Annotated in this window: 27 protein-coding genes and 2 pseudogenes; 22 read left to right on the top strand and 7 right to left on the bottom strand. The window is 40.0% G+C overall.

The genetic code is table 11. From position 1 onward, the window contains the following. On the top strand, positions 1-651 hold the full coding sequence (locus QK890_RS08935; RefSeq protein ID WP_032540324.1) for an ABC transporter ATP-binding protein: 651 nt from the start codon (positions 1-3) through the stop codon (positions 649-651). Here the strand turns inward: QK890_RS08935 and QK890_RS08930 are convergent, their stop codons facing one another. Both QK890_RS08930 and QK890_RS08925 read right to left on the bottom strand, forming a co-directional pair. Continuing rightward, a complete protein-coding gene (locus QK890_RS08930) occupies positions 652-1554 on the bottom strand; it encodes a helix-hairpin-helix domain-containing protein (RefSeq protein WP_005811885.1) in 903 nt (300 codons plus the stop codon). 2 nt (positions 1555-1556) lie between these two features. Next, positions 1557-2924 (bottom strand): sodium-dependent transporter, encoded by a 1368-nt coding sequence (locus tag QK890_RS08925; RefSeq protein WP_005811883.1) that lies wholly within the window; start codon positions 2922-2924, stop codon positions 1557-1559. Between the two features lie 104 nt (positions 2925-3028). Here QK890_RS08925 and QK890_RS08920 point away from each other — a divergent pair, with 104 nt between their 5' ends. Beyond that, positions 3029-3421 (top strand): VanZ family protein, encoded by a 393-nt coding sequence (locus tag QK890_RS08920; RefSeq protein WP_005779039.1) that lies wholly within the window; start codon positions 3029-3031, stop codon positions 3419-3421. Positions 3422-3425: 4 nt separating this feature from the next. On the opposite strand, the gene murF is transcribed toward QK890_RS08920, so the two are convergent. Both murF and QK890_RS08910 read right to left on the bottom strand, forming a co-directional pair. After that, positions 3426-4724 carry a UDP-N-acetylmuramoyl-tripeptide--D-alanyl-D-alanine ligase gene (gene murF / locus QK890_RS08915; RefSeq protein WP_032540323.1) on the bottom strand — a complete coding sequence of 433 codons (1299 nt, stop codon included), beginning with the start codon at positions 4722-4724 and terminating at the stop codon, positions 3426-3428. An 88-nt stretch (positions 4725-4812) separates the two neighbouring features. Next, positions 4813-6048: an MFS transporter gene (locus QK890_RS08910; protein ID WP_367627306.1), complete on the bottom strand. Its 1236-nt coding sequence runs from the start codon at positions 6046-6048 to the stop codon at positions 4813-4815. A gap of 202 nt (positions 6049-6250) precedes the next feature. Here QK890_RS08910 and QK890_RS08905 point away from each other — a divergent pair, with 202 nt between their 5' ends. Both QK890_RS08905 and glsA read left to right on the top strand, forming a co-directional pair. Beyond that, on the top strand, positions 6251-7693 hold the full coding sequence (locus QK890_RS08905; RefSeq protein ID WP_005779031.1) for a glutamate decarboxylase: 1443 nt from the start codon (positions 6251-6253) through the stop codon (positions 7691-7693). A gap of 14 nt (positions 7694-7707) precedes the next feature. Continuing rightward, positions 7708-8673, top strand: coding sequence for a glutaminase A (gene glsA / locus QK890_RS08900; RefSeq protein WP_005811878.1), 966 nt, complete (start codon positions 7708-7710; stop codon positions 8671-8673). A 77-nt stretch (positions 8674-8750) separates the two neighbouring features. On the opposite strand, the gene QK890_RS08895 is transcribed toward glsA, so the two are convergent. Continuing rightward, entirely contained in the window at positions 8751-10763 is a 2013-nt protein-coding gene (locus QK890_RS08895) for an ATP-binding protein (protein ID WP_317473375.1), read from the bottom strand. A 110-nt stretch (positions 10764-10873) separates the two neighbouring features. Between QK890_RS08895 and folP the strand changes: the two genes are divergently transcribed. The 7 genes and pseudogenes from folP (at position 10874) to QK890_RS08860 (ending at position 16050) form a co-directional block, all read left to right on the top strand. After that, positions 10874-11734: a dihydropteroate synthase gene (gene folP / locus QK890_RS08890; protein WP_032540322.1), complete on the top strand. Its 861-nt coding sequence runs from the start codon at positions 10874-10876 to the stop codon at positions 11732-11734. A 33-nt stretch (positions 11735-11767) separates the two neighbouring features. Next, positions 11768-12532, top strand: a complete 765-nt coding sequence (gene cdaA / locus QK890_RS08885; RefSeq protein ID WP_005779023.1) for a diadenylate cyclase CdaA — start codon at positions 11768-11770, stop codon at positions 12530-12532. 419 nt (positions 12533-12951) lie between these two features. Then, positions 12952-13179, top strand: coding sequence for a hypothetical protein (locus QK890_RS08880; RefSeq protein WP_005811873.1), 228 nt, complete (start codon positions 12952-12954; stop codon positions 13177-13179). Further along, positions 13176-14246: a hypothetical protein gene (locus QK890_RS08875; protein WP_005811871.1), complete on the top strand. Its 1071-nt coding sequence runs from the start codon at positions 13176-13178 to the stop codon at positions 14244-14246. The genes QK890_RS08880 and QK890_RS08875 overlap by 4 nt, the downstream gene beginning before the upstream one ends. Positions 14247-14311: 65 nt before the next feature. Next, positions 14312-14539, top strand: a complete 228-nt coding sequence (locus tag QK890_RS08870) for an NVEALA domain-containing protein (protein ID WP_005779008.1) — start codon at positions 14312-14314, stop codon at positions 14537-14539. Then, a pseudogene (locus QK890_RS08865) lies at positions 14539-14746 on the top strand (hypothetical protein); the annotation flags it as partial. The gene QK890_RS08870 and the pseudogene QK890_RS08865, both read left to right, overlap by 1 nt. A 245-nt stretch (positions 14747-14991) precedes the next feature. Continuing rightward, positions 14992-16050, top strand: a complete 1059-nt coding sequence (locus QK890_RS08860; protein ID WP_005779014.1) for a BF3164 family lipoprotein — start codon at positions 14992-14994, stop codon at positions 16048-16050. Positions 16051-16104: 54 nt separating this feature from the next. Here the strand turns inward: QK890_RS08860 and QK890_RS08855 are convergent, their stop codons facing one another. Then, positions 16105-16422, bottom strand: coding sequence for a transposase (locus QK890_RS08855; RefSeq protein WP_122296863.1), 318 nt, complete (start codon positions 16420-16422; stop codon positions 16105-16107). A 54-nt stretch (positions 16423-16476) separates the two neighbouring features. Next, positions 16477-16542: a hypothetical protein gene (locus tag QK890_RS08850; protein WP_234059408.1), complete on the bottom strand. Its 66-nt coding sequence runs from the start codon at positions 16540-16542 to the stop codon at positions 16477-16479. Positions 16543-16780: 238 nt separating this feature from the next. Here QK890_RS08850 and QK890_RS08845 point away from each other — a divergent pair, with 238 nt between their 5' ends. The 11 genes and pseudogenes from QK890_RS08845 (at position 16781) to QK890_RS08795 (ending at position 25897) form a co-directional block, all read left to right on the top strand. After that, complete coding sequence (locus QK890_RS08845; protein WP_032538175.1) at positions 16781-17203, top strand: hypothetical protein; 423 nt, start codon at positions 16781-16783, stop codon at positions 17201-17203. A gap of 58 nt (positions 17204-17261) precedes the next feature. Further along, positions 17262-17633, top strand: a pseudogene (locus QK890_RS08840) (hypothetical protein); the annotation flags it as partial. A gap of 65 nt (positions 17634-17698) precedes the next feature. Beyond that, the gene (locus QK890_RS08835) at positions 17699-17926 is read left to right on the top strand and encodes an NVEALA domain-containing protein (protein WP_005779008.1); all 228 of its coding nucleotides are present in this window, start codon (positions 17699-17701) and stop codon (positions 17924-17926) included. After that, entirely contained in the window at positions 17926-18813 is an 888-nt protein-coding gene (locus tag QK890_RS08830) for a DUF1573 domain-containing protein (RefSeq protein ID WP_032540321.1), read from the top strand. The genes QK890_RS08835 and QK890_RS08830 overlap by 1 nt, the downstream gene beginning before the upstream one ends. Before the next feature lie 134 nt (positions 18814-18947). Further along, on the top strand, positions 18948-19241 hold the full coding sequence (locus tag QK890_RS08825) for an NVEALA domain-containing protein (RefSeq protein WP_032531268.1): 294 nt from the start codon (positions 18948-18950) through the stop codon (positions 19239-19241). Between the two features lie 62 nt (positions 19242-19303). After that, positions 19304-20482 carry a 6-bladed beta-propeller gene (locus QK890_RS08820; RefSeq protein ID WP_005810839.1) on the top strand — a complete coding sequence of 393 codons (1179 nt, stop codon included), beginning with the start codon at positions 19304-19306 and terminating at the stop codon, positions 20480-20482. Beyond that, positions 20479-21366, top strand: a complete 888-nt coding sequence (locus QK890_RS08815) for a DUF1573 domain-containing protein (protein WP_032535541.1) — start codon at positions 20479-20481, stop codon at positions 21364-21366. Before QK890_RS08820 ends, QK890_RS08815 begins: the two co-directional genes overlap by 4 nt. A 584-nt stretch (positions 21367-21950) precedes the next feature. Then, on the top strand, positions 21951-23117 hold the full coding sequence (locus tag QK890_RS08810; protein ID WP_032531352.1) for a 6-bladed beta-propeller: 1167 nt from the start codon (positions 21951-21953) through the stop codon (positions 23115-23117). Between the two features lie 224 nt (positions 23118-23341). Beyond that, on the top strand, positions 23342-23569 hold the full coding sequence (locus QK890_RS08805) for a hypothetical protein (RefSeq protein WP_128900057.1): 228 nt from the start codon (positions 23342-23344) through the stop codon (positions 23567-23569). Between the two features lie 54 nt (positions 23570-23623). Continuing rightward, positions 23624-24724: a 6-bladed beta-propeller gene (locus QK890_RS08800; protein WP_032540320.1), complete on the top strand. Its 1101-nt coding sequence runs from the start codon at positions 23624-23626 to the stop codon at positions 24722-24724. A gap of 51 nt (positions 24725-24775) precedes the next feature. After that, complete coding sequence (locus tag QK890_RS08795; protein ID WP_032540318.1) at positions 24776-25897, top strand: BF3164 family lipoprotein; 1122 nt, start codon at positions 24776-24778, stop codon at positions 25895-25897. Positions 25898-26001 lie beyond the last annotated feature (104 nt).

The following is a 26001-nucleotide window of genomic DNA, read 5'->3' as shown; positions in this document are numbered from 1 at the left end:
ATGATTCATTTAGAAGGTATAACCAAGAGTTTCGGTTCGTTGCAGGTGTTGAAGGGGATAGATCTGGAGATAGCCAAAGGAGAGATAGTAAGTATCGTAGGTCCCAGCGGAGCCGGAAAGACCACACTGCTTCAGATTATGGGGACTTTGGATAGTCCGGATACAGGTACGATAAATGTTGATGGTACGAACGTAAGCAAGATGAAGGAGAAGGAACTTTCTGCTTTCCGGAACAAACACATTGGCTTTGTGTTCCAGTTCCATCAATTACTGCCTGAGTTCACGGCATTGGAAAATGTGATGATCCCTGCATTTATTGCGGGTGTGTCTACCAAAGAAGCTTCTATACATGCCATGGAGATACTTGATTTTATGGGATTGACGGAGCGTGCATCACATAAGCCTAATGAACTTTCGGGCGGAGAAAAACAACGGGTGGCTGTAGCTCGTGCATTGATCAATCAGCCGGCGGTTATTCTGGCCGATGAACCTTCGGGAAGTCTGGACACCCATAACAAGGAAGAACTGCATCAACTCTTTTTTGACCTGAGAAACCGGTTTGGACAAACCTTTGTGATTGTGACACATGATGAAACATTAGCAAAAATCACCGACCGTACGATTCATATGGTGGATGGAAAGATCATCTGATTATTCAAAACAGACGTAATGACTGATCCGTTCCAGATCTTGAGTCGTGAATTCTTCGTAAAGGGATAATTGTTTCAGGCTCTTCAATGTTCTTTTTTTCTTTCTGTATTCTACGATTACTTTGGCTTGATAAAAGTTGATATAGGGATGAGCTCTGAGTCGTTCAATGCCGGCTTTGTTGAGGTTTATTCGTTGAGTCGTTCCGGCTGTCACACAGAGCCAGGGACGGAGTTTATCCACATCGAGATGTATCTCTTCCAACTGGGCTATATCGTAGAATCCACCCAATCGTTTGCGATATCCTGTTATCATACGCGCAATCCCACTACCGATGCCGGGAATCTTTTTCAATTCTGTAGTATCTGCCTGGTTCAGTTCGACTACTGTTCCGGCTTCGTATTTAAAGTCTTTCAGTGTATCCTTCTCCGCTTTCCGGATGTAGAGGTGAAATGTATCTTTTTGTTCTATGATCGGAGCTATACGGATATAAGGCTGGAGAGTGGCGTATTGTTCTTGTGTCAGTCCATATACTTTCCGGAAGTCTTCTACCCGGCGGAATTTTCCTCCTTTATTTCTGTATCTGAGTATATTCTTTGCCATCCATGCAGGAATCCCTAAGTTGAGAAATCCTGTAGAATCTATTGTGTTAGGATCGAAAGGTGCCAGAACTATTTCCCGTCGGTGCCGGAAGTGGCTGTTGTGTGTATATCCTCTTTCTTTTTTCTCTTGTATGGAGGCCATGAACTCTGCATATTCCTTTTTGAATTTCTCAGTATCGTTCGTGGCGGTATTCTCTTTGTCGGGTATCAACCATCCGCCAATGAATACCAGTATACACAAAACGGCAAGTATCAGGATACCTTGCCGTTCTGTACGTGTAAAGTAAAAGAAGTTTTTCCACATTTTTATTTCAGCAGCCCCAGTTCATTGATGAAGATTACTGAAATGGCAATCGGGGCTACATATTTCAGAATAAAGATAATCAGTTTATAGATAGGTACTTTCAGTGTACCATTATTGGTTATTTCCGACCAGACAAGCTTCTTGTCCAGATACCATCCGGTAAAGATGGAGATAAGCAATCCTCCTAACGGCAACATCAGTTTGGCGGTCACGAAGTCAAATAAGTCAAACATGCCTAATCCGAATATGGTGAAATCTTTGGTAACTCCCAAAGAGAGTGAACAGAGTATCCCCAGCAGAATACAACCGGCAGTCACCAACCGGGCCGCTTTTCCCCGGGTAAAGTTGAATTCTTCGTGTAAGTAGGCCGTTACTACTTCATGCAACGAGATGGTAGAAGTAAGGGCCGCCAATGCCAACAATACGTAAAACATCACCGAAAAGATGTATGCCAGGACAGGTATTCCACTGAAAGCCTGTTGGAATACATTGGGCAGGGTGATGAAGATCAAGCTTGGACCTGCATCCGGCTGGATGCCTACCGAGAAAGCCGCAGGGAAGATGATAAATCCCGCCAGTACAGCTACAAATGTATCGATAATGCCTACACTGAAAGCAGTCCGGGTTAGGTTGGTGTCTTTGCTGAAATAAGAAGCATAGGTACATAGACATCCCATGCCCAGACTAAGCGAAAAGAATGCCTGTCCCATAGCTCCCAGAAACACGTTACCGTCCACTTTGCTGAAATCCGGTTTCAGTAGAAATTCGATGCCTCTGCTTGCTCCGGGTAAAGTGACGGAACATCCCACCAATACAAGAATAATGATGAAAAGGGTCGGCATCATAATTTTGGATGACTTTTCGATACCCTTCTCCACTCCTTTTACAATGATGAAGTGGGTAGCGAGTAAAAACAGAGTGAGCCACAAGGCCGGACGCCAGGGATTGCTGGAGAAGCTTTGGAAAGAAGAGATGAACTCTGCCGGAGTTTTACCTGCAAAACTATTGCTGACAGCCTCAAATATATACTCTAATGTCCATCCTGCTACTACGGAGTAATAGCCAAGAATAAGGAATCCTGCCAAAACTCCCATTCGCCCTACCCAACGCCATTGAGTGCCCGGAGCCAGTATCTGGTAGGCACGGGCGGTGTTGGCTTGTGAGTGTCGTCCGATTAAGAATTCGGCTATCATAATAGGTAATCCCAGTAGAAGGATACATCCCAGGTAAATAAGGATAAAAGCAGCTCCTCCATGATTACCTGTTTCATAAGGGAATCTCCATATATTACCCAGCCCGACAGCTGAACCTGCAGAAGCTAATATCACACCTAATTTACTACCAAAATTACCCCTGTCTTTTTTTGTCATAGAAAGCGTATGTTATCTTACAATTCGATAGATTTTATTGTTTTAAACGTGCAAATATAGAAAATGTTCCTTATATTTGCGACTCATCTGTAATTTATTTAGGTATGCTATCTTATATTAAGAAATATCCCGTATCGCTCTTTATTATTCTTGCGGTCATCTATTTATCGTTCTTTAAACCTCCTTCAACGGAGATCAGTAAAATTCCTAATATCGATAAGATTGTTCATATTTGTATGTACTTCGGCATGTCCGGTATGTTGTGGCTGGAGTTTTTGCGGGCACACCGTAGAGATCATACCCCGATATGGCATGCATGGGTAGGAGCTTTCGTTTGTCCTGTATTATTCAGTGGATGTGTAGAATTGCTACAGGAATATTGCACTACTTATCGCGGAGGAGATTGGTTGGACTTTGCAGCCAATACCACAGGAGCGGTATTGGCCAGTCTGATAGGGTATTTTGTAGTTCGTCCACGGATGGTAGACCCAAAGTAACTTATTATAGGAACTCTACGACCGTACTTAGCTTAATGCCATTTGAGCCTTTAATCAGGATGGTGTAGCCTTGGGGTTTTTCCGTTTGCAAGTCCTTTATTAATTCCTGTGCGTTAGCATATGTAGGATAGGGAGGATTGGTTGATGCAAATAATTCTCCTACCAGCAGGACTTTTTCAAACGAACACTCTTGCAGGTATTCTACAATTTTATGGTGTTCGGCTGCGCTTTCTGCTCCTAACTCGCGCATATCACCTAATATCAGCATTTTCCGTTCCACAGTCATGTTACGGAAGTTCTGCAGAGCGGCCATCATACTGGTCGGATTGGCATTGTAAGCATCTATAATCAGTGTATTATCCGCGGTCTTTTTTAGTTGCGAACGGTTGTTGCGGGGAGTATATCCGGCCAAAGCTTCATCTATCTTTGAGGATTCTACTCCAAAGAATCGTCCGATCGTGACGGCAGCCAATGCATTCGGAAAGTTATATTCACCGATAAGTTGTGTTTGTACCTGATGTAAATTTCCATCTTTGCCTGCTTTCCATTCGAAAGTCAGGTAAGGAGAATTACCGGTTACGTGGCCGTTGACGTACAGCGAATTTTCACTTCCGTAAGGAATCAGGTTCAGCCCCTGTGCGATGTCCATCAGATAAACATTATCATGGTGGATGAATACGGTAGAATCATCCTTCTCACGGAGGTAGTCATATAATTCCCCTTTTGTCCGAATCACTCCTTCGAATGAACCGAAACCCTCTAAATGGGCCTTACCCACGTTGGTGATGATTCCATAATCCGGTTCAGCAATATGTACCAGAAACTTAATCTCTCCCGGATGGTTAGCCCCCATCTCGATCACTGCCAGGTCGTGTTCCGCCTTTAGGCGAAGCAAGGTCATCGGTACGCCAATGTGGTTGTTCAGGTTACCTTCCGTGTAAAGCACATTGTGGGCTTTCGCCAGAACAGCAGAAATCAATTCTTTAGTCGTCGTCTTACCGTTGGTTCCGGTGATACCGATCACCTTCGTACCCAACTGCCGGCGATGGTAATTGGCAAGTTGTTGCAGGGTTTGCAGACAGTTGTCCACAAGTATGATGTGTTTATTATCTTCCGGAGCATATTTCGCTTCATCCACCACAGCATAGGCACAACCGTCCTTCAAAGCCTGGGCGGCAAAAGCATTTCCGTTGAACGATTCGCCTTTCAAGGCAATAAACAGTGAACCTTCAGGGCAGTTACGGCTGTCGGTGGTCACTACGGCACAATCCAGGAATATCTGGTAGAGAGCAGAAAGTTTCATAATAATCCGTTTTTACGGAGGGTGTTGCAAAAGCTCATCACAGACTTTAGTAACACCCTCTTCTGTTGTTGCTGCAAAATTACATTTTCTATTTCAGATTATCATTAAACAGGAACGAATTTCGTTTGGTATAAGAAATGACGAGCATCACAATGCTGATACATAAATTGAATACAAAAGCAAACTGTTGGGATTTGATATGAAACACGGTCGACTGGAAGAAATCGATAATGAAAGGGCACAACAGGATGGCGAGGTAATTCATCGCCATCACAAATGCCAATGCCAATGTCACTTTGCGGGGGATTGCCGTGTGGGTTGTCTGATTGTAGACAACAGGTTGAATGACTCCGTATCCCAATCCTACCAAGATACATCCCGGAGCTATCATCCATTCCTTGGGTGAGATCCAGATCAGTGCCAGCCCGATGCCGATACTGAGGAAGCTGTAGAATTTAGTATTCTCCTTCAGTGTACCAACGATGCGACTTAAAAAGAAGCCGGGAGCCATGATGGCCAGAAAAAAGAGTGAGATCATAATGCCGGAGTTACCGCTGGTGAAATGATATTCTTCCATCAGGAACGGCAGGTTGAAACTGACTACCAGTACCAGGAAAGTGGCAAGCCCGTAAACAGACATGATTCCTGCAAGATGGCGGATATGAATGCCGTATTTACTGTTTCCCGTATCTACATCCTTCTCTTGGCTTGCCGTATCTTTATCATTGGTAAGTGAGGTGCTTCCTTCGCTTGCCATGCTGCGTTGCAGATATACTGACAGGATAAGTGAGACAATCGGCAACAGGTAGACCACAAATGGCAGATGCCAGTTGACTTCAGCCAGATATCCGGTGACCACCGTAGCTATCACAAGGGTTATATTCGTAATGGCGGAACTTAATCCGAACTGTTTCACACGATATGAACCGGTGAAGTATTTTGAGATCAGGCCGGTGGACAACGGAACGATCAGCCCCGATCCTACTCCCAGTAAAGCACTTACAGCAATCAGTTGCCACATTTGTCCCGAAAGTAGATAAAGTATTCCGCTTAAGGCAAAGATGGCAAGCCCGGCTTGTAATAGATGTATGAAATTGACCCGTTCGGTCAGTTTGCCCGCCAGAAGGATAAATGGGATAATCAGTAGTGAGGGCAGAGACGAAAGCATCTGTATGTCCAGTTCGGTGGAGTGTGGAAAGATGACGGATAGCTTCCCCAAAATAGGAGAAACCGCCAGACCGGGTAGGGCATTCAGGGCCGAGATAGACCAGATGCCGATAAGGGTGATAAGGGGTATAGTCCCTTGGCCAGTTTGAATACGCATAGTTGTATAGGTATTATAAAGTTTAGGTGTGTGAAGAACAAACGATTCGTCAGAATGTTCGGCATCTAAGCAGCAGAAAGTGTGTTTAATAAACGCCAAATAATGTAAAACCGAAGAACTTTCATATCCTTTCGATGTTGTTGTGGGAAATTCGACGGGGAAAATCCCCATCGCCTAAACCTAATTAAAAATAAGAGTAATTATGGAAGATTTAAATTTCAGAAAAGGTGATGCTAAAACCGATGTATTTGGTTCAAACAAAATGTTGCAACCCTCTCCGGTGGAGAAAATACCTGATGGACCTACGACTCCGGAAATCGCCTACCAGATGGTGAAGGACGAAACTTTTGCTCAAACTCAGCCCCGTCTGAATCTTGCTACATTCGTGACTACTTATATGGATGACTATGCAACGAAGCTGATGAATGAAGCTATCAATATCAACTATATTGACGAGACAGAATACCCGCGTATTGCCGTAATGAATGGTAAATGTATCAACATTGTAGCCAACTTGTGGAATTCTCCGGAGAAAGATACCTGGAAGACAGGTGCGCTGGCTATCGGTTCTTCAGAAGCCTGTATGTTGGGTGGTGTTGCAGCTTGGCTGCGTTGGCGTAAAAAACGTCAGGCACAGGGCAAACCGTTTGACAAACCAAACTTTGTGATTTCAACCGGCTTTCAGGTAGTTTGGGAGAAATTTGCGCAGTTATGGCAAATTGAGATGCGTCAGGTTCCTCTGACATTGGACAAGACCACACTCGATCCGGAAGAAGCCTTGAAGATGTGTGATGAAAATACAATTTGTGTAGTTCCTATCCAGGGTGTTACATGGACAGGCCTGAATGACGACGTTGAAGCGCTTGACAAAGCCCTCGATGCTTATAACGCCAAGACCGGTTATGACATTCCTATTCACGTAGACGCCGCCAGCGGTGGCTTTATCCTTCCGTTCCTGTATCCGGAAACCAAGTGGGACTTCCGCCTGAAATGGGTACTCTCTATCAGTGTATCCGGTCATAAGTTCGGTCTTGTATATCCGGGTTTAGGTTGGGTTGTCTGGAAAGGTAAAGAATATCTGCCCGAAGAAATGGCTTTCAGCGTAAACTATTTAGGAGCTAACATTACTCAGGTAGGTTTGAACTTCTCACGTCCGGCTGCTCAGATTCTGGGACAGTATTATCAATTTATCCGTTTAGGATTCCAGGGTTACAAGGAAGTACAGTATAACTCTCTGCAAATAGCTAAATATATCCACAGCCAGATCGCTAAGATGGCTCCGTTTGTCAACTACTCTGAAGATGTAGTGAACCCGTTGTTTATCTGGTACATGAAACCGGAATATGCAAAGAACGCCAAATGGACTCTTTATGATTTGCAGGATAAACTGGCTCAGCACGGCTGGATGGTTCCGGCATATACACTGCCTTCTAAACTGGAGAATTATGTGGTTATGCGTGTGGTAGTTCGTCAGGGATTCAGCCGGGACATGGCCGATATGCTGTTGGGAGATATCAAGAATGCTATTACCGAACTTGAAAAACTGGAATACCCGACAACCACCCGTATCGCCCAGGAAAAGAATCTGCCGGTAGAAACCAAAGTGTTTAATCATACCGGTAAACCGCAAGTTGCTAAGAAATAAATAACATTATTGGTATGGACAAAAAAATATCTATTTCCCAAATAAAAGAGGTAGTACAACAGGCTTATGAGCAAGTCAAGGGTAATACCGGTGGTAAGAATGCCGATTATATTCCCTATCTTGCTAATATTGACAAGAACCTTTTTGGTATCAGTGTCTGTTTGCTGAATGGTCAAACTATTACCGTAGGGGATTTTGACTATCGTTTCGGTATCGAATCCGTATCTAAAGTACATACAGCCATTCTGATTCTCCGTCAATACGGGGCGCAGAAGGTGTTGGAAATGATTGGAGCGGATGCTACCGGACTGCCTTTCAACTCTATCATCGCCATCTTATTGGAAAATGATCATCCGTCTACTCCGTTGGTCAATGCCGGAGCCATCTCTGCTTGTTCCATGGTGACGCCGGTTGGTAATTCCGATAAGAAGTGGGATGCGATTGTACAGAATATTACCGATCTTTGCGGCTCTGCTCCACAGCTGATTGAAGAACTCTATAAGTCGGAAACAGCTACCAACTTCAACAACCGTTCTATTGCCTGGCTGCTGAAGAATTATAACCGCATCTATGATGATCCGAATATGTCGCTCGACCTCTATACCCGTCAGTGCTCTTTGGGAGTTACTGCACAGATGTTGTCGGTGGCTGCCGGTACGGTTGCCAATGGTGGTGTGAATCCTGTTACCAAGAAGCAGGTGTTCGATGCCGAACTGACTCCTAAAATCACTTCTATGATTGCCACCGTAGGTTTCTACGAACATTCGGGTGACTGGATGTATACTTCCGGTATTCCTGCCAAGACCGGTGTAGGTGGTGGTGTGATGGGGGTATTGCCGGGCGTATTCGGTATTTCTGCCTTTGCACCTCCTTTGGATGGTTCGGGCAACTCAGTGAAAGCACAGTTGGCCATTAAATACATCATGAACAAGTTGGGGTTGAATGTATTCAATGGTGCAAGGGTAACCATTGTTGAGTAGTAGCGGTAACGCTTTACCGTTTTTTTGTTTAGGTTGCTCCGAGGGCGGTTTCCGCCTGAGGGGCAACCTTTTTCTTTTCACACATTGGCCCGGATCAAAGGAAGGGTGAAGATAAAACGGCATCCTCCTGTATATTCCTTATCTATGATGAGGCTGCCACCTAACTTTTCTGCGATAATACGGCATATCGGGAGTCCCAGTCCGGTACCTTGAGAAAAGTCGTTCAGTTTGGCAAAACGCTCGAATACATATTCCTGTTGTTCTGCAGGAATGCCTTTTCCCGTATCGGTAACGGTGTATATGATCCGGCTTGGACTTTCCGCTATAGTGTAGGCCAGAATAATGCTTCCTCTATCCGTAAATTTAGCTGCGTTGTGTAGCAAATGGGTCAGCACTTGCGCTACTCTTGTCGGATTAGTCAATATGGTGAGCCGTCTGCATTGTGGCTCAAAGTAAAGGCTGACCCCCGGTTTCACAGAATCTCTTGACCGCTCGATACTTGTCTGGCAGCAATTGTTGATGTCGTCGGGTTTATTGTATGGCAATTCTTCCGACTGATCAAGATACGAAATGTCGAGTACGTCACTCACAAGCCGCAATAAGTTAGTGCTGCTTGTCTCTATGATAGAGGCATACTCTTTTGTTTCATCTTCGTTTTTAAAGTAAGCACTCAGTACTTGCGAGAATCCTACAATCGCATTCAACGGCGTACGTATTTCGTGTGACATACTTTGGATGAATGTTGTTTTCATCTGGCTTGCAGTTTCCGCACGTTCTTTGGCTTTGCGCAGCTCCTCACCGTTTTCTGTCAATTCCTTGTTCTGTTGCACCACAATTGCTTCCGACTTCTTTAATTTCTGATTCAGTTTAGAAATGCGGCAGAACATCATTGCTACTACTAACAGGACGACAACGAGTGAGATCAGGATTGTATAAATAGTCTGTAGCTTTTCCTCTTGCATGTGAAGCAGCAAATCGCTTTTTTCTTTCTGTAACTGTTCTACCTCCAGGATGGCGTAGAACTCACTGGTAGAGTTCTGTATTTCCTGGGTGCGTATCGAATCTGTAGCCAGGATGTAGTCCCGGTAAAATTGGGCCGCCCGTGCTCTATCGTTCATTGCCCAGTAAATATTTCCTTCTTTTTGAGTGATGCTGTAGTTCAAGTATTTGTTTGAAAAGAGAGAGTCGGCTTTGATCCGGTCGATCACTTCGAGCGCTTTATTATATTCTCCGGTAGCCAGGTAATACTCAGTCTGTACATAGTATAATCCGTTTCTGTAGATGGTAAGTGTTTTGTCCTCTTCGAATAGTTGTTCCATCTTCCGAAGTATTTTCTTCGCTTTATCGTATTCTTTCGTTTCGATGTAGTACAGAATGTAAGCCTTGTTTATTGTAAAATTCTGATAGGCACTTTTTATCTTTTTGCTTCCTTCGTCCAGCGCTTTTTGGGCATCCTCAGGTTGGTGCAATTCAAGGGCACACTGGGCAAGCGATGCGTATTGGGTAGGCAGGTTAATGTCTTCTATTCCGTTTTGTTCGATAAGCTCTATTTGTTTTTTGAAATTCTCATATGCCAGTTTGGGATTCGACTGAGTCATATAAATGGTTGCCAATGCCCGATAACACTGTACGATTCCGGGGATGAAATTATCAGCTTCGGCCGACCGGAGCATTTTTTGCGCCTCATAAATGGCCGTACTGGTTTGATGTTGCTTTATGTAATAAGTAATCAGCCGGCTTCCCCAGGCAAAATAGAAGTATTTCAACTGGCCATTCTGTTTGCTTATCTTTTTCACGTTCTCTACTTCAATCAGAATGCTGTCGAGATCATTTTTATAATAATAATAGTCCAGCTTCAGCGAAGCGGCAACAGCTTCCATGTGTCTGTCCTTTTTCTGTTTTGACAGGCGGGCAAGGGTATCGTTTATTTGCAGGAAAGCCGGACTGTTGATTTCTGCCTTACATTTTAAGAAGTAGCTACGCAAAACGCTGTCCGTCTTTGTAAGCGTGTGTTCAGCTCTTGTCTGATATTGAAAGCAGAACAAAACCAGTATAGGTAATATGATGTGACGGCATAATTTGATAAACATTGTTTCAGTAGTCTTGATACCTGCAAAGATAACTTTATTTTTAGTGTGCAGATAGCATAAGGACATTTATTTTTCTTTATCTTTGCGACAATCAACTGTAAAAACAGAAAATGGATTCAATGATTCTCAAAAGTCTGAATGTAAACGGACGTTTACTCGATCTTTCCACTCCGCAGGTCATGGGAATACTCAACGTCACGCCCGATTCTTTTTATGCAGGCAGCCGTAGCCGGACTGAAGCCGAGATCGCTGCGCGTGCATGTCAGATATTGGATGAAGGTGCATCAATTATTGATATCGGTGCTTATTCGTCACGTTCCAATGCCGAGCATATCTCACCGGAAGAAGAGATGCAAAGGCTGCGTACCGGGCTGGAAATATTGAACCGTAATCACCCGGATGCTATTATTTCCGTGGATACATTCCGTGCCGAAGTGGCGCGGCAGTGTGTCGAGGAGTATGGAGCCGCCATTATCAACGATATTTCGGCGGGTGAGATGGACGAGCAGATGTTCCCAACCGTAGCCCGTCTGAACGTTCCCTATATCATGATGCATATGCAGGGCACTCCCCAGAACATGCAGAAGGAACCCCACTATGAAAACTTGTTGAAAGAGGTTTTTATGTATTTTGCACGGAAAGTCCGGCAGTTGCGTGATTTGGGGATGAAAGATATTATTCTTGATCCCGGTTTCGGTTTTGGCAAAACACTGGAGCATAATTACGAACTGATGGCACATCTGGAGGAGTTCGGTATCTTCGAATTGCCTTTGTTGGTAGGAGTCTCGCGCAAATCGATGATTTATCGCTTGTTCGGAGCTACTCCGCAAGAGGCACTCAACGGGACGACTGTGCTCGATACGGTGGCATTGATGAAGGGAGCCGATATACTACGTGTCCATGATGTACGTGAAGCAGTGGAGGCGGTCCGGTTGATTGAAAAACTGAAAAGCGTATCGTTTCATTCCTGATATCCGAATATTTAACTCTTAATATTTTAATCCGTGTTTTTTGAATTTGGCATAAAAGATTTTATTGATATCCTGTTGGTGGCTTTCCTGCTTTACTATACATACAAGCTGATGAAAGCCTCCGGATCTATCAATGTGTTTACCGGTATTCTGGTGTTTATCCTTATCTGGCTGGTTGTTTCGCAAGTGCTCGAGATGAAACTCCTCGGTTCTATTTTCGATAAGTTGGTAAGCGTGGGAGTATTGGCACTGATCGTTTTGTTTCAGGATGAGATCAGGCGTTTCCTTCTCACGCTCGGTTCGCATCAACATGCCAGTGCCTTGGTACGTTTCCTTACCGGAAATAAAAAAGAAAAACTTCAGCATGATGATATCATGCCCATCGTGATGGCCTGTATCAGTATGGGAAAGCAGAAGGTGGGGGCCTTGATCGTGATGGAACGTAATGTCCCTCTTGACGATGTCATTCGTACCGGTGAGATTATCGATGCCAATATCAACCAGCGCCTGATAGAGAATATTTTCTTTAAGAACAGTCCTTTGCATGACGGTGCAATGGTAATCAGTAAGAAGCGTATCAAAGCTGCCGGATGTATTCTTCCTGTGTCACATAATTTGGATATACCCAAAGAACTGGGACTCCGTCATCGGGCAGCAATGGGCATATCTCAAGTCTCGGATGCTTTAGCCATTATCGTTTCCGAAGAAACCGGAGCAATTTCTGTTGCATGGCGCGGACAGTTCTATCTTCGCCAGAGTGCTGAAGAACTTGAAAGTCTGCTGACAAAGGAAAGCTAAATATCACGCTCTCATACAAAAAATGCATTTCGATCTTCCATCTTCCACCTTTTAAGAATTTTGGTTCTGATAAACAGACTCTTAGCGGGTGGAAGATGCTGTTTTTAAGGGCTTTTATCTTCCACCCCTATCTTCCATCTTCCACCCTTCATTTTAGTAAAGGAAATAAGCGTAATCTATTTATATATAGCATGATGGGTGGGCTGTTCTTTCTGCTTATACCTATAAAAGCATTTTGTTTTCCTTAGTATCTTTAGCGAAAATGGTCTGAATCTTATCCGGGCCCGCATGTCTGTGCCCATGAGCCCGGGTACGTGGGCCGATGAGCCCCGGTATGCGGGCCCATGAGCCCACGTATGCGGGCCGGAGTAAAGATCGTATGAAAAATGGTAATTATCTTGTTCATAAAGGTTTATGATATGGGGGAAATCAAGTTGGTCTCTTCCTTATTTGTGCAGGGGGAAAGGTCTTTGGGAAATTGTGTGAAGAGTAATGAATCAATAGTGTATTTGCATGTAGCTCAGTTGGATAATGCCGGACTGTTATTGATAAGATTTATAGATGAAACTGGAGGTAGAAAAATTATATTTTATTTGCAATCAACTCTTTTTTTGATTTTCTTTGCAAAAGAAAATGATGAACAATGAAATTTATCTATAGTATCTTATTTGCTTTACTTTGGATAGGGGTTACAATTACTTTTGGATCCTATCTTTATCGTATGGGTCTGCCTATTGTAAATGCAAGTGCACAAAAACTCTTGTTGCGTACAATTGATGAAGACTTGGAATGTAGATTCCGAAAATTGAATCCCAATCATGCGTACGCTACCGGAAAGAAACAAACAAAGCATAAGAAAGTAACCCTTACAGATAAAAGTGGGACTTGCAATGTATGTCAATTTGCCATTGATACTGTTTATACGGATACATCTTTTATACAGAAAGCCAAGCAATCTTTCCTGATAGAACGAAACCCTATTCATGTAGATTCTCTGAATCAGAAATGGCAGTTGAAACTTCGTATGGATGGAATCTGTGCTAAGACCGGAATAAAACTAACAAATTCTCTAAAGAACGGAGAGCGGATATCGGCATCGAGTGGGCTAAATGAACCCGATTGTTTTTTATTAGCCTATAGTACAGGGGTCGGTTATGGTATAAAAATGGATGCTTTTATAAGACCTTTTTGGGCGAGCGTTATTTTAAAAGCGCATTGGAATAATATCTGGACTTGGAGCTATGTTCTTTTTTCACTGATCTTTTGTTTGTTTTATGTTCCGGGTGTTCGTCTTTTTCTTGTTCAAGTTTTATCTAAGTTCAGAATAGTAGATAATCATGTTAAATCGCCGCAACCGCTTGTTCAACAAAAAAGTGAATTTGTTTGGGAAGTCAATGGACTTACATTTGATTATCTGGAGAGGAGTATCACTTATCGTAAACAGACTTGTATACTCCGAAAACAAGTTGCTGAGGTATTGCTGGCATTTCTTAAAGCACCCGGCCATTTGCTGTTGAATGAAGATTTGAAAAAACTATTCTGGAAAGAATTAGAGGATGTAGATTCTTGTATGGAACGCAGGAACCGACTGATTACTGATTTACGTACTGATTTAAGGAAAATAGGGGCTAATCTTGGTGTTACTTTGGTAAATGGAGGCTATCAACTCCACTTTCGTTCAGAAAATAGTAAGAAATCAGTGAAAAATCAGTGAGAAATCAGTCTTTCTCACTGGCGGTGGGCGGGATAAGCCATACCTTTGCAAAAAAAACATAGAGTATGAAAAACGCAAAAATTACTATTGGACTTATCGGGCTATTGCTAATAGGTCTTGTTTCTGTGAGAAAAGAAGGAAAGGTACAAGAAGCCGGTTTACTATTGCAAAATGTGGAGGCTTTGGCTACAGGAGAGTCGTTTCCGGATGGAGAAATAGCCTGTTTCGGTGACGGATCTGTGGACTGTCCGTTCACATATCTGAAAGTTGAGGTAGTATACCGTGAAGAATAATGGGCCGTCCCATTAAACTTATCGGCTATTTATGCTTTCTGATGACACTTTGCTCATGTAAAGAGACCAAAGAGCAGCAAATATCCCGTTTGATTCACGAATGGGAAGGTAGAACGATTGTCTATCCCGCTGATTGATATAACATTCAGTGTTTTGGGAAAGGGCAGTGCCGACTATTCGTTTCCTCAAAATGAATATACCATAATGATTTGCATATTTCAAAGGGAGAAAAGGAAGCTTCAATACACATACACAGACTTGCAACCTTTGTTAATGAAGCTCCTCATACCCCATCATTATCAACCAATACGAAAGGAGGTGATGTGTGCAAAAGTAGCAAATTCTATCAAAACAGGAAAAGGTTTTTGATTCCACCTTAAAAGGAATGAGTGTCATGTTTTGGCACAAATGTCTATAATTTTTCCACACGTAGTTTAATAGTATGTAAACCTATGCAGAAACAGTTCTTTTTTATAGTAATTTTTTCATGCTTATTGTCGAGCTGTAATTTGAGGGATAATACGAATATCTCAACATTCGATAAGGTAATAGAAGTAAAATGCGAACAATCAGATACAGAATTATTGATTAATATGGGATGGATTGGTTGTGTTGATACTTTTTTAGTAATGACCCATATCGCCCAAAAGGACTTTTGCAGTGTATATTCGATACCTTCAGGAATGAAAAAAATATATGCTTATGGATCTTTAGGAAATGGTCCGGGTGAATTTCTTCAACCGATGATTACATACGCTCATGAAAACACATTTGGTTTGAACGATATCAATACGCAAACTTTGGCTGTAATGTCTTTGAATGATAGTAAAGATGGTATGGTTATTAAAGAGTTATCAAGAAATAGAGTACCTTATAAGCGTAAGAAAGGTGAACTAAATCCGGCAGATTATAACTTTGTGAAATTGGATGACAGACATTTTGTTTCGCTATTATGCGGAAAAGATGGAAGTTTCTTTTCGCTGTTAGATAGTAATTTACAACCATTACAAAGATTTGGAAATTCTCCTATTGAAGGAGAATTGTCTATGCAATCGTCACGAATGAATTTAAAGGGGTGTTTATCTGCTTATGAGGGCAATATGGTATTTACTCCTAACAAATTGCCATACCTTGCAAAATACCATTTGGAAAACGATGTCATGATAAAAGATTGGAGTTTTTATTTTGATAAATCTTTTTATGAATGTAAAAACAGCGACCTTCTGTTTAGTAAAGAAAGAAGTTTTGGACAAGTATTAGATTTAGCAATGGATGACAAGTATATTTATGTATTATATTTAGACCAGCTATTAAGTGATTATGATTTTAAAGACCCACATAAATCAATGGCAAACAAAATATTAATTTTCGACTATAAAGGATTGCCTATTGCAAAATTATTATTAGATAAAAGAATATACCGGATAGCTTTATGCACGAAGTTGCATAAAATAATAGGATTGGGTAATATGCCTGAACCTACTTTAGTATCGTTCGATAACATTCCATAATTTCAGAAGAGAGTGGGGCATTTCGCTGCGACTAAGTCCCTATATTCAAATTTATCATTTGGTCCTGTTAAGCATCATTTGTATCATTGTTAGGTATATCATGGTTTGTGAAGTTTCTGGAAGTACTTCGTTGTCTTTACTGAGCCTTCTAAAACTTTCGAACCATGAAAAAGTTCTGTCCACAATCCATCTTTTGGATGGTACTGTGAACTGTTTGGCGGCATCAGGCCTGAGTATGTTTGCAGTGTGAATAACTACCACCGGAATTATGCCAAGCGTATCAATGTGATGAGAAGTTCTTACAGTTTTGGAATCTATGGGGCTGATAGCTTTGCCAAAAGCTTTTCGGACCGATTCTCGGAGATGGTGCATCAACTCCTCAAAGACTCTTTCCAACTTCCATTTACGGAAATAGAAGTAAATGGTTTACCAAGGGCCAAATTCCTTGAGAAGCATTCGCCACTGACAGGCGGTCTTAGTAAGGTACAGCATAGCATTTATCATCTTACGTAAAGGATGTTTTCGTTTCCTTTCTTTGGTTTCTACTATATTTTTTATAACTTACCACTGTTTATCAGTTAGGTTGGTTGGATAATTACTCATAACTTATGTTTTGGTAGCCATAAAGTTAAGAAATGATATTTAATTAATCTGCTGATAAATAATATGTTATATTAATGTTTTATAATTCAAAAACAGCTTCTAAATATCTTAAAAACAATAACTGTGAATAGAAAGAATTGTCAGGTTTTTTTTCGCTATCATGATAGTCGTTTGTTATCTGTTTTTTTATTCAGATGCAGTTCGGGTGTTAATGACGGAAGTGGTGAGTAAAAGTCTTGCTGCTTCTAAAGAAATTTATTTTCGATCGGCTAAAATTGATTCGGTATATAGGAAGCATGAGGGGTATAAATACTTTCGGTTTGTGAAGAAGCTTGATGATGTGGAATTATCAAGTAACCTTGTTGAAGGCTCAGACTTGGTACTGGTTATAGTTGATGATAGATATAAATTACCTGATTGTGAACATTTGGTTAGTCTTTCTGCCGATGCATTTCCATTTATTCTCCTAGATAGTGAAGAGGATGTCTCTTTTGTTGTGTCATGTGTGGTGAAAGATTCGTTATATCGTTATCGGTTGAAAAGAGAATAGAAGGAAGGAAAGAGCTGACTGTTGTGTGGTGATGGCATTTACTGGTTGTTTTGAATTTATTGAATCATCACAACTGCCAGCTCAACAAAAAGGTGAATTTGTTTGGGAAGTCAATGGACTTACATTTGATTATCTGGAGAGGAGTATCACTTATCGTAAACAGACTTGTATACTCCGAAAACGAGTTGCTGAGGTATTGCTGGCATTTCTTAAACCCGATCATTTGCTGTTGAATGAAGATCTGAAAAAACTATTCTGGAAAGAATTAGAGGATGTAGATTCTTGTATGGAACGCAGGAACCGACTGATTACTGATTTACGTACCGATTTAAGTAAAATAGGGGCTAATCTTGGTGTTACTTTGGTAAATGGAGGCTATCAACTCCACTTTCGTTCAGAAAATAGTAAGAAATCAGTGAAAAATCAGTGAGAAATCAGTCTTTCTCACTGGCGGTGGCCGAGATAAGCCATACCTTTGCAATAAAAACATAGAGTATGAAAAACGCAAAAATTACTATTGGACTTATCGGGCTATTGTTAATAGGTCTTGTTTCTGTGAGAAAAGAAGGAAAGGTACAAGAAGCCGGTTTACTATTGCAAAATGTGGAGGCTTTGGCTACAGGAGAGTCGTTCCCGGATGGAGAAATAGCCTGTTTCGGTGACGGATCTGTGGACTGTCCGTTCACATATCTGAAAGTTGAGGTAGTATACCGTGAAGAATAATGGGACGGCCCATTAAACTTATCGGCTATTTATGCTTTCTGATGGCACTTTGCTCATGTAAAGAGACCAAAGAGCAGCAAATATCCCGTTTGATCCACGAATGGGAGGGTAGAACGATTGTCTATCCCGCTGATATGACATTCAATGTTTTGGGAAAGGACAGTGCCGGTTATTCATTTCCCCAAAATGAATATACCATAATGACTTACGTGGATTCGGTGGGCTGCACCAGTTGTAAATTGCAACTTCCTACATGGAAATATTTCATTTCTATGGTCGACACAATGGCCAATGGAAAGGTATCTTTTCTCTTTGCTTTCCATCCGAAAAACAAAAATGAAATCTCTTTTCTATTGAAAAGAGATCGATTCCTTTATCCGGTTTTTATCGATGAAAAGGGAGGTTTTGATGCTTTGAATCATTTCCCTTCGGATGTGAACTTTCAAACTTTCCTTTTGGACAGTCAGAACAGGGTGATTGCGATTGGTAATCCTGTCCATAATAAAAAGGTGCGTGACCTTTATTTGCAAATTATTACCGGACAGCAAACCGGAGTCGCTACCTCCTCCCAAACAAAAGTGGTTTTGGATAAAAACCTCGATGAAATGGGCGATTTTGATTGGAAAACTCCCCAGACTGCTACTTTTAGTTTGCGGAATCTTGGCGATCATCTTCTGATTATCGAGGACATAAATGCTTCGTGTGGCTGTACATCCGTCACTTACAGCAAGGAGCCTGTGCCTTCGGGGAAGTCTGCCGATATTCAGGTTACTTACCGTGCAGAACATCCCGAACATTTTGAGAAGACCATTACTGTATATTGTAATACTCCCACCTTTCCAATACGTTTGAAGATTCGGGGTAATGCAGTTGATAAAGAAAACTAATAGTTAACCTTAAAAAATTATGGAGAACGTTAGCCTATGGAAAAAGTTTGATTTAGAAGGCAATTGGATTGCTTTTCCGTGGAAATGATAAGCGGAATAAATAAAAAGATAATCAACTAAAGTAAGAAAATAAAATGAAGACGAAAGTTAAAGTAATGATTGCGTTCATCGCAGTGATAGTCATATCGTTTACTACTTATAATGTGTATAAAGCACAAAAAAAGAAAATGCACTTATCTGCTTTGGCAATAGCTAATGTAGAAGCTTTGGCATCATATGAATTACCTGAAGTAGTAATTACTTGTGGAGCAGAAGGTGGGCAGTGTTGGGCAATATCGGGTGATTGCTCTGTTGCTTGGATGCTCCGTTATGATGATTGTGCATTTACAGGTTATATGCGTGATTCGTGTCATACACCATGTGATTAAATTAATAAATGGGTGAGGTTATCTTTAGAAGATGGATAACCTCATCGAAAATATGTAATGTTATGAATAGAGCGAGTATTGTTTTATTGCTGATATTAATTTATGGATGTTCTTCAAAGAATCCAAAATTGGATGATGGGGTTGAAAGAATATCAGTCGATGTACATAATGTTTCTCAAGATGCTTCATTATTTATCGATAAAATTGAACTTGTACCTTTAGAAACAAATGATTCATCCTTATTACATAAGTATGGGAAAGTCATGTATGATAAAGAAACAGATGTTTATGCTGTTTACACTCGTGAACAAGTTATATTTACATTCTCGGGTAATGGCGCTTTTATAAGTAATTCGAAAAAGATGCAAGGGCAAGGACCTAATGAATATTATATGGTAGTAGACATGAAATTTAATCCCTATCTAAAAGGAATTGATTTGTTAAATCCCTATGGTGTAATATATACGTATAGTTCTGATTTTAAGTTTTTGGCCAAAAGAAAAATAAAGCCTGAATTTCCAGTTGATCATCTTATGGCATTAAGTTCTGAGGAATATATTTTTACTTATCCATTTTTGTGGACAGATCAGGAAATAACATTTGCAAATCTGGGAACACAACAGATATATAATATTAACTATAGCGGTACAATATCCAGTGGAAATTCGATGGATAAAGAGTGTTTTTATAAAATTGGAGATAGTTTTTATTTTATTCCTCATGGTATTAACTATTATTTCTATCGAATAGATACAAAAGGAATGAAACTTATTCCGATGATGTACCTTGACTTTGGTGATTCGGAGATAAAGGAAGAAGATTTACCTGGGCGTGCGATGGGTAAAAGAGTCGATTCAGATGCAGAGAGAGCGAGGATCGTAAAAGAAGCACAGGAAAGATCTCAATTTTTGAGGCATTCTAACAATCATCTTGTTCCTTTAATTAAATTCTTTAATGATGATTATGTTTATGTTTATTTTGTAAAGTCTACTCAAGGTGCCGGAAGTAACTTTATTTATAATAGGAAAACGAAAAAAAGTTTTCTGACCAAGGAAGGAAAGCCTTTTATTATGAATTTCTGTTTTGGTATAGTTGATAATGTTTTGCTTTCTATACGTCAACCTGAATATGTGTCCAGGCTTGTCGATCGACGTCTCATGTCTCCAGAAGAAATACATAAGATGGAGCAACTTAAGGAAGATGATAATCCCGTTATTATAAAATATTATTTGAAGAGATGATACGATTTGTTAATTTATTTTTGATATTTGTATTATTGGCTTCATGTAAAGAGACTGAAAATGACAGACTGATCCGTTTAATGGATGAATGGAGTGGGAAAATAATTTGCTATCCCGACAGCATGGATCTTACCTGTTATGTATCTGATTCGGTTGTAAAAAAATATAGTAGAGAAGCATCCTCTTATACAATATTAAGTTATGTGGATTCTTTAGGTTGTTTGAGTTGCAAACTTAATTTGTCTGGATGGAAAAAATTTATAGAAGAATTGGATTCGGTTTCTCCTCATAAATTAACTTGTATATTTGCTTTTAACCCTCGGAATAAAGAAGAACTTATCAAGCTTCTTAAAAAGGCTCGTTTCAATTATTTTGTTTATATTGATGAACCTGATACTCTTAATAAAATAAATGAATTTTTAGATGACGATAATTTTCGGACATTACTCCTTGATAAAGACAATAGAGTTGTGGTTATCGGGAATCCAATTCATAATCCAAGAGTGAAAGAGTTGTATAAGAGTGTTATTAAGGGAGATAATACTAACAAAATAGAGAAATCCCGAAATACTCTTATACAATTGGATAAATCTTCTGTAAACTTAGGAAATTTTGATTGGAAACAGGGAGCTCAGGCTGAATTTACGATAACTAATGTGGGAGAGTTTCCTTTAGTAATTATTGATGTGATTACATCTTGTGGTTGTCTTATGGCAGAATATCCTAAAGATCCCGTATTTCCAGGTAAGAACATGGTACTGAAATTAAAGTATGAAGCTGAGTTCCCTGAGCATTTTGAGAAGACCATTACTGTATATTGTAATACTCCTACCTCTCCAATACGTTTGAAGATTCGGGGTAATGCGGTTGATAAAGAAAACTAATAGTTAACCTTAAAAATTATGGAGAACGTTAGCCTATGGAAAAAGTTTGCTTTAGAAGGCAATGGGGTTACTTTTCCGTGGAAATGATAAAACGGAGTTAATGAAGTAATAATCGGCTAAAAAATGAAAACAAAAATAATGATTGCATTTGTTCTATGTGCGTCATGTCATCGGAAAGAGAATCGCTTACGAGAACAAATTGTGATTGATTTATTATCCAATGTGTAAGATACTTTGAAATATTCTTCTTTTGTAGATTCTATAAGTTATGTATCATTGGAGACAACAGACCAGTACCTTGTTGGTTCTTTTGGGGGGATGGGGGAATTATTCTCTTTTTCAATACTGGAAAGTGTCAATTGGAAAATAAAAGTTTTTTGGGTTTTTAAAGTGTTATCGAAAGGAAACGTTTTGGCAATGTGACTGAGACTTTCTTCCTCCTGAAGGGGATAATAACGATTATCAACTAAAAGATGGGGAAGTTGATTCTCTTTTTGACATTGTTTGAATGATTATTATTTATTACTTTCTTTTAAATATTAGTACAATTGCTTATCTTTAGATCGTAATCTAATTATTAGCTTATGAAAACGGTATTATTTTTAATTATAGGCTTTTGTCTATTCTCTTGTGTGCACAAAGGAAGGATGGCGGGAGACAAAGCTATCTGTTTGGATTCTATTGTTATACAAAAGGAGCTTCGATTCTCAAGTCTTTTTGAAAAACCGGAAATTATTATTTTGGATGATGATACCATTGTTGGCAATATTGACAAACTGTTGGCAAAGGACTCTTTGCTTCTTATTTTAGATAAAGAATTGAATGCTCTCCACGTATTTGATCGAAGCGGAGAATTTAAGTATAATATCGGAAGCCAGGGGAGTGGTCCGGGAGAGTATACGTTGCTGTGTGATTTTACCCTTGATAAGGAAGGGAATGTCTATGCCTTAGATTTTACCAGGCAGATTGTGTATTGTTATTCTTTATCCGGTCAGTTTTTCGGCTCTTCATCGTTGAATCGTGATGAAGGTCAAAGCCATTATATACACTATAATCAGGGTGATTTATACACAGATTTACATTCAAAATCGGGTGAAGACGCCATGATGAGGAAAGTTGATTTGAAGGGGGGGCAAACAGAAAGAAAATATTTTTCTGTAAATGTTAATAATGAAGGATGGAGGCAGATTCAAGGGCATTCTCCTTTCTGTTTACCTTTGGAAAAGGAATTATGCTTTTCTCCTTTGTATTCAAAGGATATATTATGTTTACAGGGTGACCGGGAAGATATCTGGCTGAAATTTGTAACGGACGCTTGGATGGATAAAAAGACACTTGATAAAATAGATGTGAATAAAGGAGAAACTCTTCGGTATTTAGTAGAATCCGGTAAGGTACATAGCTTGATATTTTTGGCTCATGTGAAAAATGATTATCTTTTTAAGTATCAGAAAGGTTATCAAACTTATTATGGTTTATTGAGTGCGTCTCGGGACTCTTGTTCTATATTCAATGGGTGTGTTGATGATTGGGTGTACAGGGCGAAGGGGGACGATGTACATATCATTCCTAATTTGATAACTTATGACGAGAAGGGAGTGTATGGCTGTCTTGATATGTACACTATGCCTTTGTTTTTGTCGTTAGTGAGATCGGGGCAAGTGAATGAGAGTTTGGATAGGATTTTAGAACTGAAGAATTTGACAGAGAATTCTAATCCATTGGTATTTTATTATCCTGCAAAAGAATAGATATCTTAGAAATAATAACTATGAATAGAAAACGGTATTTCGTTTTTTCTTTGTCTGCTATCACGATAATCGTTTGTTATCTGCTTCTTTATTCAGATGCAGTTCGGGTGTTGATAACAGAAATAGTACGTCAAAGTCTCACTACTTCTGAAGAAATTTATTTTCGATCGGCTAAAATCGATTCGATATATAGAAAGCATGAGGGGTATAAATACTTTCGGTTTGTGAAGAAGCTTGATGATGTGGAATTATCGAGTAACTTTGTTGAAGGCTCAGATTCGGTACTGGTTATAGTTGATGACAGATATAAATTACCTGATTGTGACCATTTGGTTAGTCTTCCTGCCGATGCGTTTCCATTTGTTTTCACAGATAGTGAAGAAAGTATTTCTTTTGTCGTTTCATGTGTGGCGAAAGATTCGTTATATCGTTATCGGTTGAAAAAAGAATAGGAGGAAGAAGAGAATTGGCTGTTTGACAGTATTTACTGGTTAAATTTTTATATTATGAGAAACTTCAGTTTAGTAGTATTGGGAATATTGTTTACGTATTGTGTTTCATCTTGTCAGAAACAGATTGATAAGGGGTTTGAAATGACGGTCGATCTGTCTATTTCTAATCCATATCTGCCGATGTCTGTATTGGTGGACACCATTGAGTCTGTCAGGCTGCAATTACCTTCTCCTTATTTTTGGGGTATGGTCGATAATGTAATTTCAAAAGATTCTTGTTATTACATTTCGGATAGAAAGCAAGAAATGGCATTCCGGTTTGATAAGAATGGTACTTTTTTGAATACGATTGGTCAGCGGGGTGAGGGACCGGGAGAGTATAGAGAGATGGACTCTTTTTTCGTAGGAAAAGATTGTGTTTATGTCTGTGATATGGGTAAACGGACTATTTATTCTTACGGTTTTGATGGAGAATTTCGTCATTCGTTGAGCTTCCCTTATTCTCTTGTTTTCAATGATGTTGTTGAGTTGCCGGATGGCCGTTTTCTCTGCCATCGTCCTTCTGAAGATGAGAATTGTAAGGGACTTTGGATTCTGGATCAGAAAGGGAGAAGAGTGAAGAATTTGTTAGAATATGAAAAGGGGATTCCTTATGTGCATTCTGCTTGGAATACACTGTGTGCTCAAGAGGATGGAACCATAAAAATTTATAATCCGGTAGATGGAAGCTATTATCAATATGATGCTGTGAATGATACAGTGGTAAGAACCATGAGGCAGAAGTCTAATTTGCCTATGTTGGCGGATTTTCACTGCTCGGACCGGGAATTGTACGAGACGAAAGAGGAGTGTACATACAGTCTTTTCACGGTGGATGGAAAGAATCTTGTTTTCTCTCTTTGGTCTTTTAATTCAGCAAATAAGGGAATGTGGTCTGTCTATTTTAAGAAGGATGGGCGGATAGAGCAAGGAAATTTGACCAAGATGGATATTCCGGGATATTCGGAAATGGGACGTCCGGTTTCATCTAATATCCCTAATACATTTGTCACAGTTTATACGGATGAATTCCCGGATGATGCATTTCCGTCCGCTTATCAGCAACAGGAGATAAATGAGCAAACTGCGATACTTAGTCTTTTGAGATTAAAATGACTATTCTGTTGATTTTTAAATAATAATCACAATATAAACTAAATTTAAGATATGCATATCATTAAAGTGATATTTAGTCTTGCACTAATATTGAATATTTGCGTTAGTTGTCATGAAAATGATGACACCGCATACTTCAATGGTAAAATTCAAACGATTGAAGATAGTATCAAAGACACGAAGAAAGCTACATTGAAAATACTTCCATTGGATGGAGCGAATTTTGGATGGCTATCCACATACGACTCACTGATGTTTTTTATGAATCCTAAATTACCGGATCGCTTTTATAATATATTTAATGTAGACACCGGAAAAGAAATAGGCACTTTTTGTTATAGAGGAAGTGGTCCTGGGGAAGTTGCCGCTTTGGGTCCGATTTTTCATTTCTTTAAAGAAAAAGGGGATCTGAAAACTCTACTGTTCGCTCCTAATGAAGAGAAGCTATTTATCTGGAATATAACTCAGTCGATCAAGCGGGACACCACTGTTATGGATAAGCAAATCTCCTATCCCTGGAGAGAGGAGAATGGAGGTGCTCCATACTATTTGATGTTTCTGAAGGATGAAAATACATTAATTACAGAGTTACAGTCGTTCCCGCTTAATGATAAAGAAGCTACTTTGCCCGCTTATCAAAAACGGACACTTGACACGAATAAGTTGCTGAAGAGCTTTTCAAGCTATAAGAAGTCGATAAGGAATGATGAAGCTTCCATTCTGCCGGAGTCTTTTTTCTACTCGAATGATGCCATTAAACCGGATGGAACTAAAGTGGTGCAAGCTATGGTTCATCTTGCGCAATTGAATATTCTGGATCTTGAAACAGGTCATGTGAGCGGCTATCGTTTGGAAGGTGAACCGGACTTTTCTGTTTTTAAAAGTGATGAAAAAATAAAGTCGTATTTTACAAGGGTTCAGGCGGATGACAATTACATATATGCAGTATATTGGGGAAAAGAGCGTTGGGAACGTTTTGAGACTCCACACATGAATATCATTCATGTATATGATTGGGATGGGAATCTGATACAAAAAATAGAGACGGATTATAGCATTGGGCAGATGTGGATAGATCCTATCCGAAATAGATTATATGTGACAAATCCCCAAATAGATGACGTGCTTTATTTAGACCTGGATGATTTCTTGGTTCCTAACACAGGCTTATGAATTCATCAACTAAAATAATAGGATTGCCTCCGATGTCAAATTCAATCCTAAAACATGAATATCTTAGAATGAATAAGTCTGAATAGAAAATAAGCATTTTTTTT

This window comes from Bacteroides sp. NGMCC 1.200775 (genome assembly GCF_040798045.1).
Classification (GTDB): Bacteria; Bacteroidota; Bacteroidia; order Bacteroidales; family Bacteroidaceae; genus Bacteroides; species Bacteroides hominis.
This window is presented reverse-complemented; position numbering and strand designations above follow the sequence as displayed.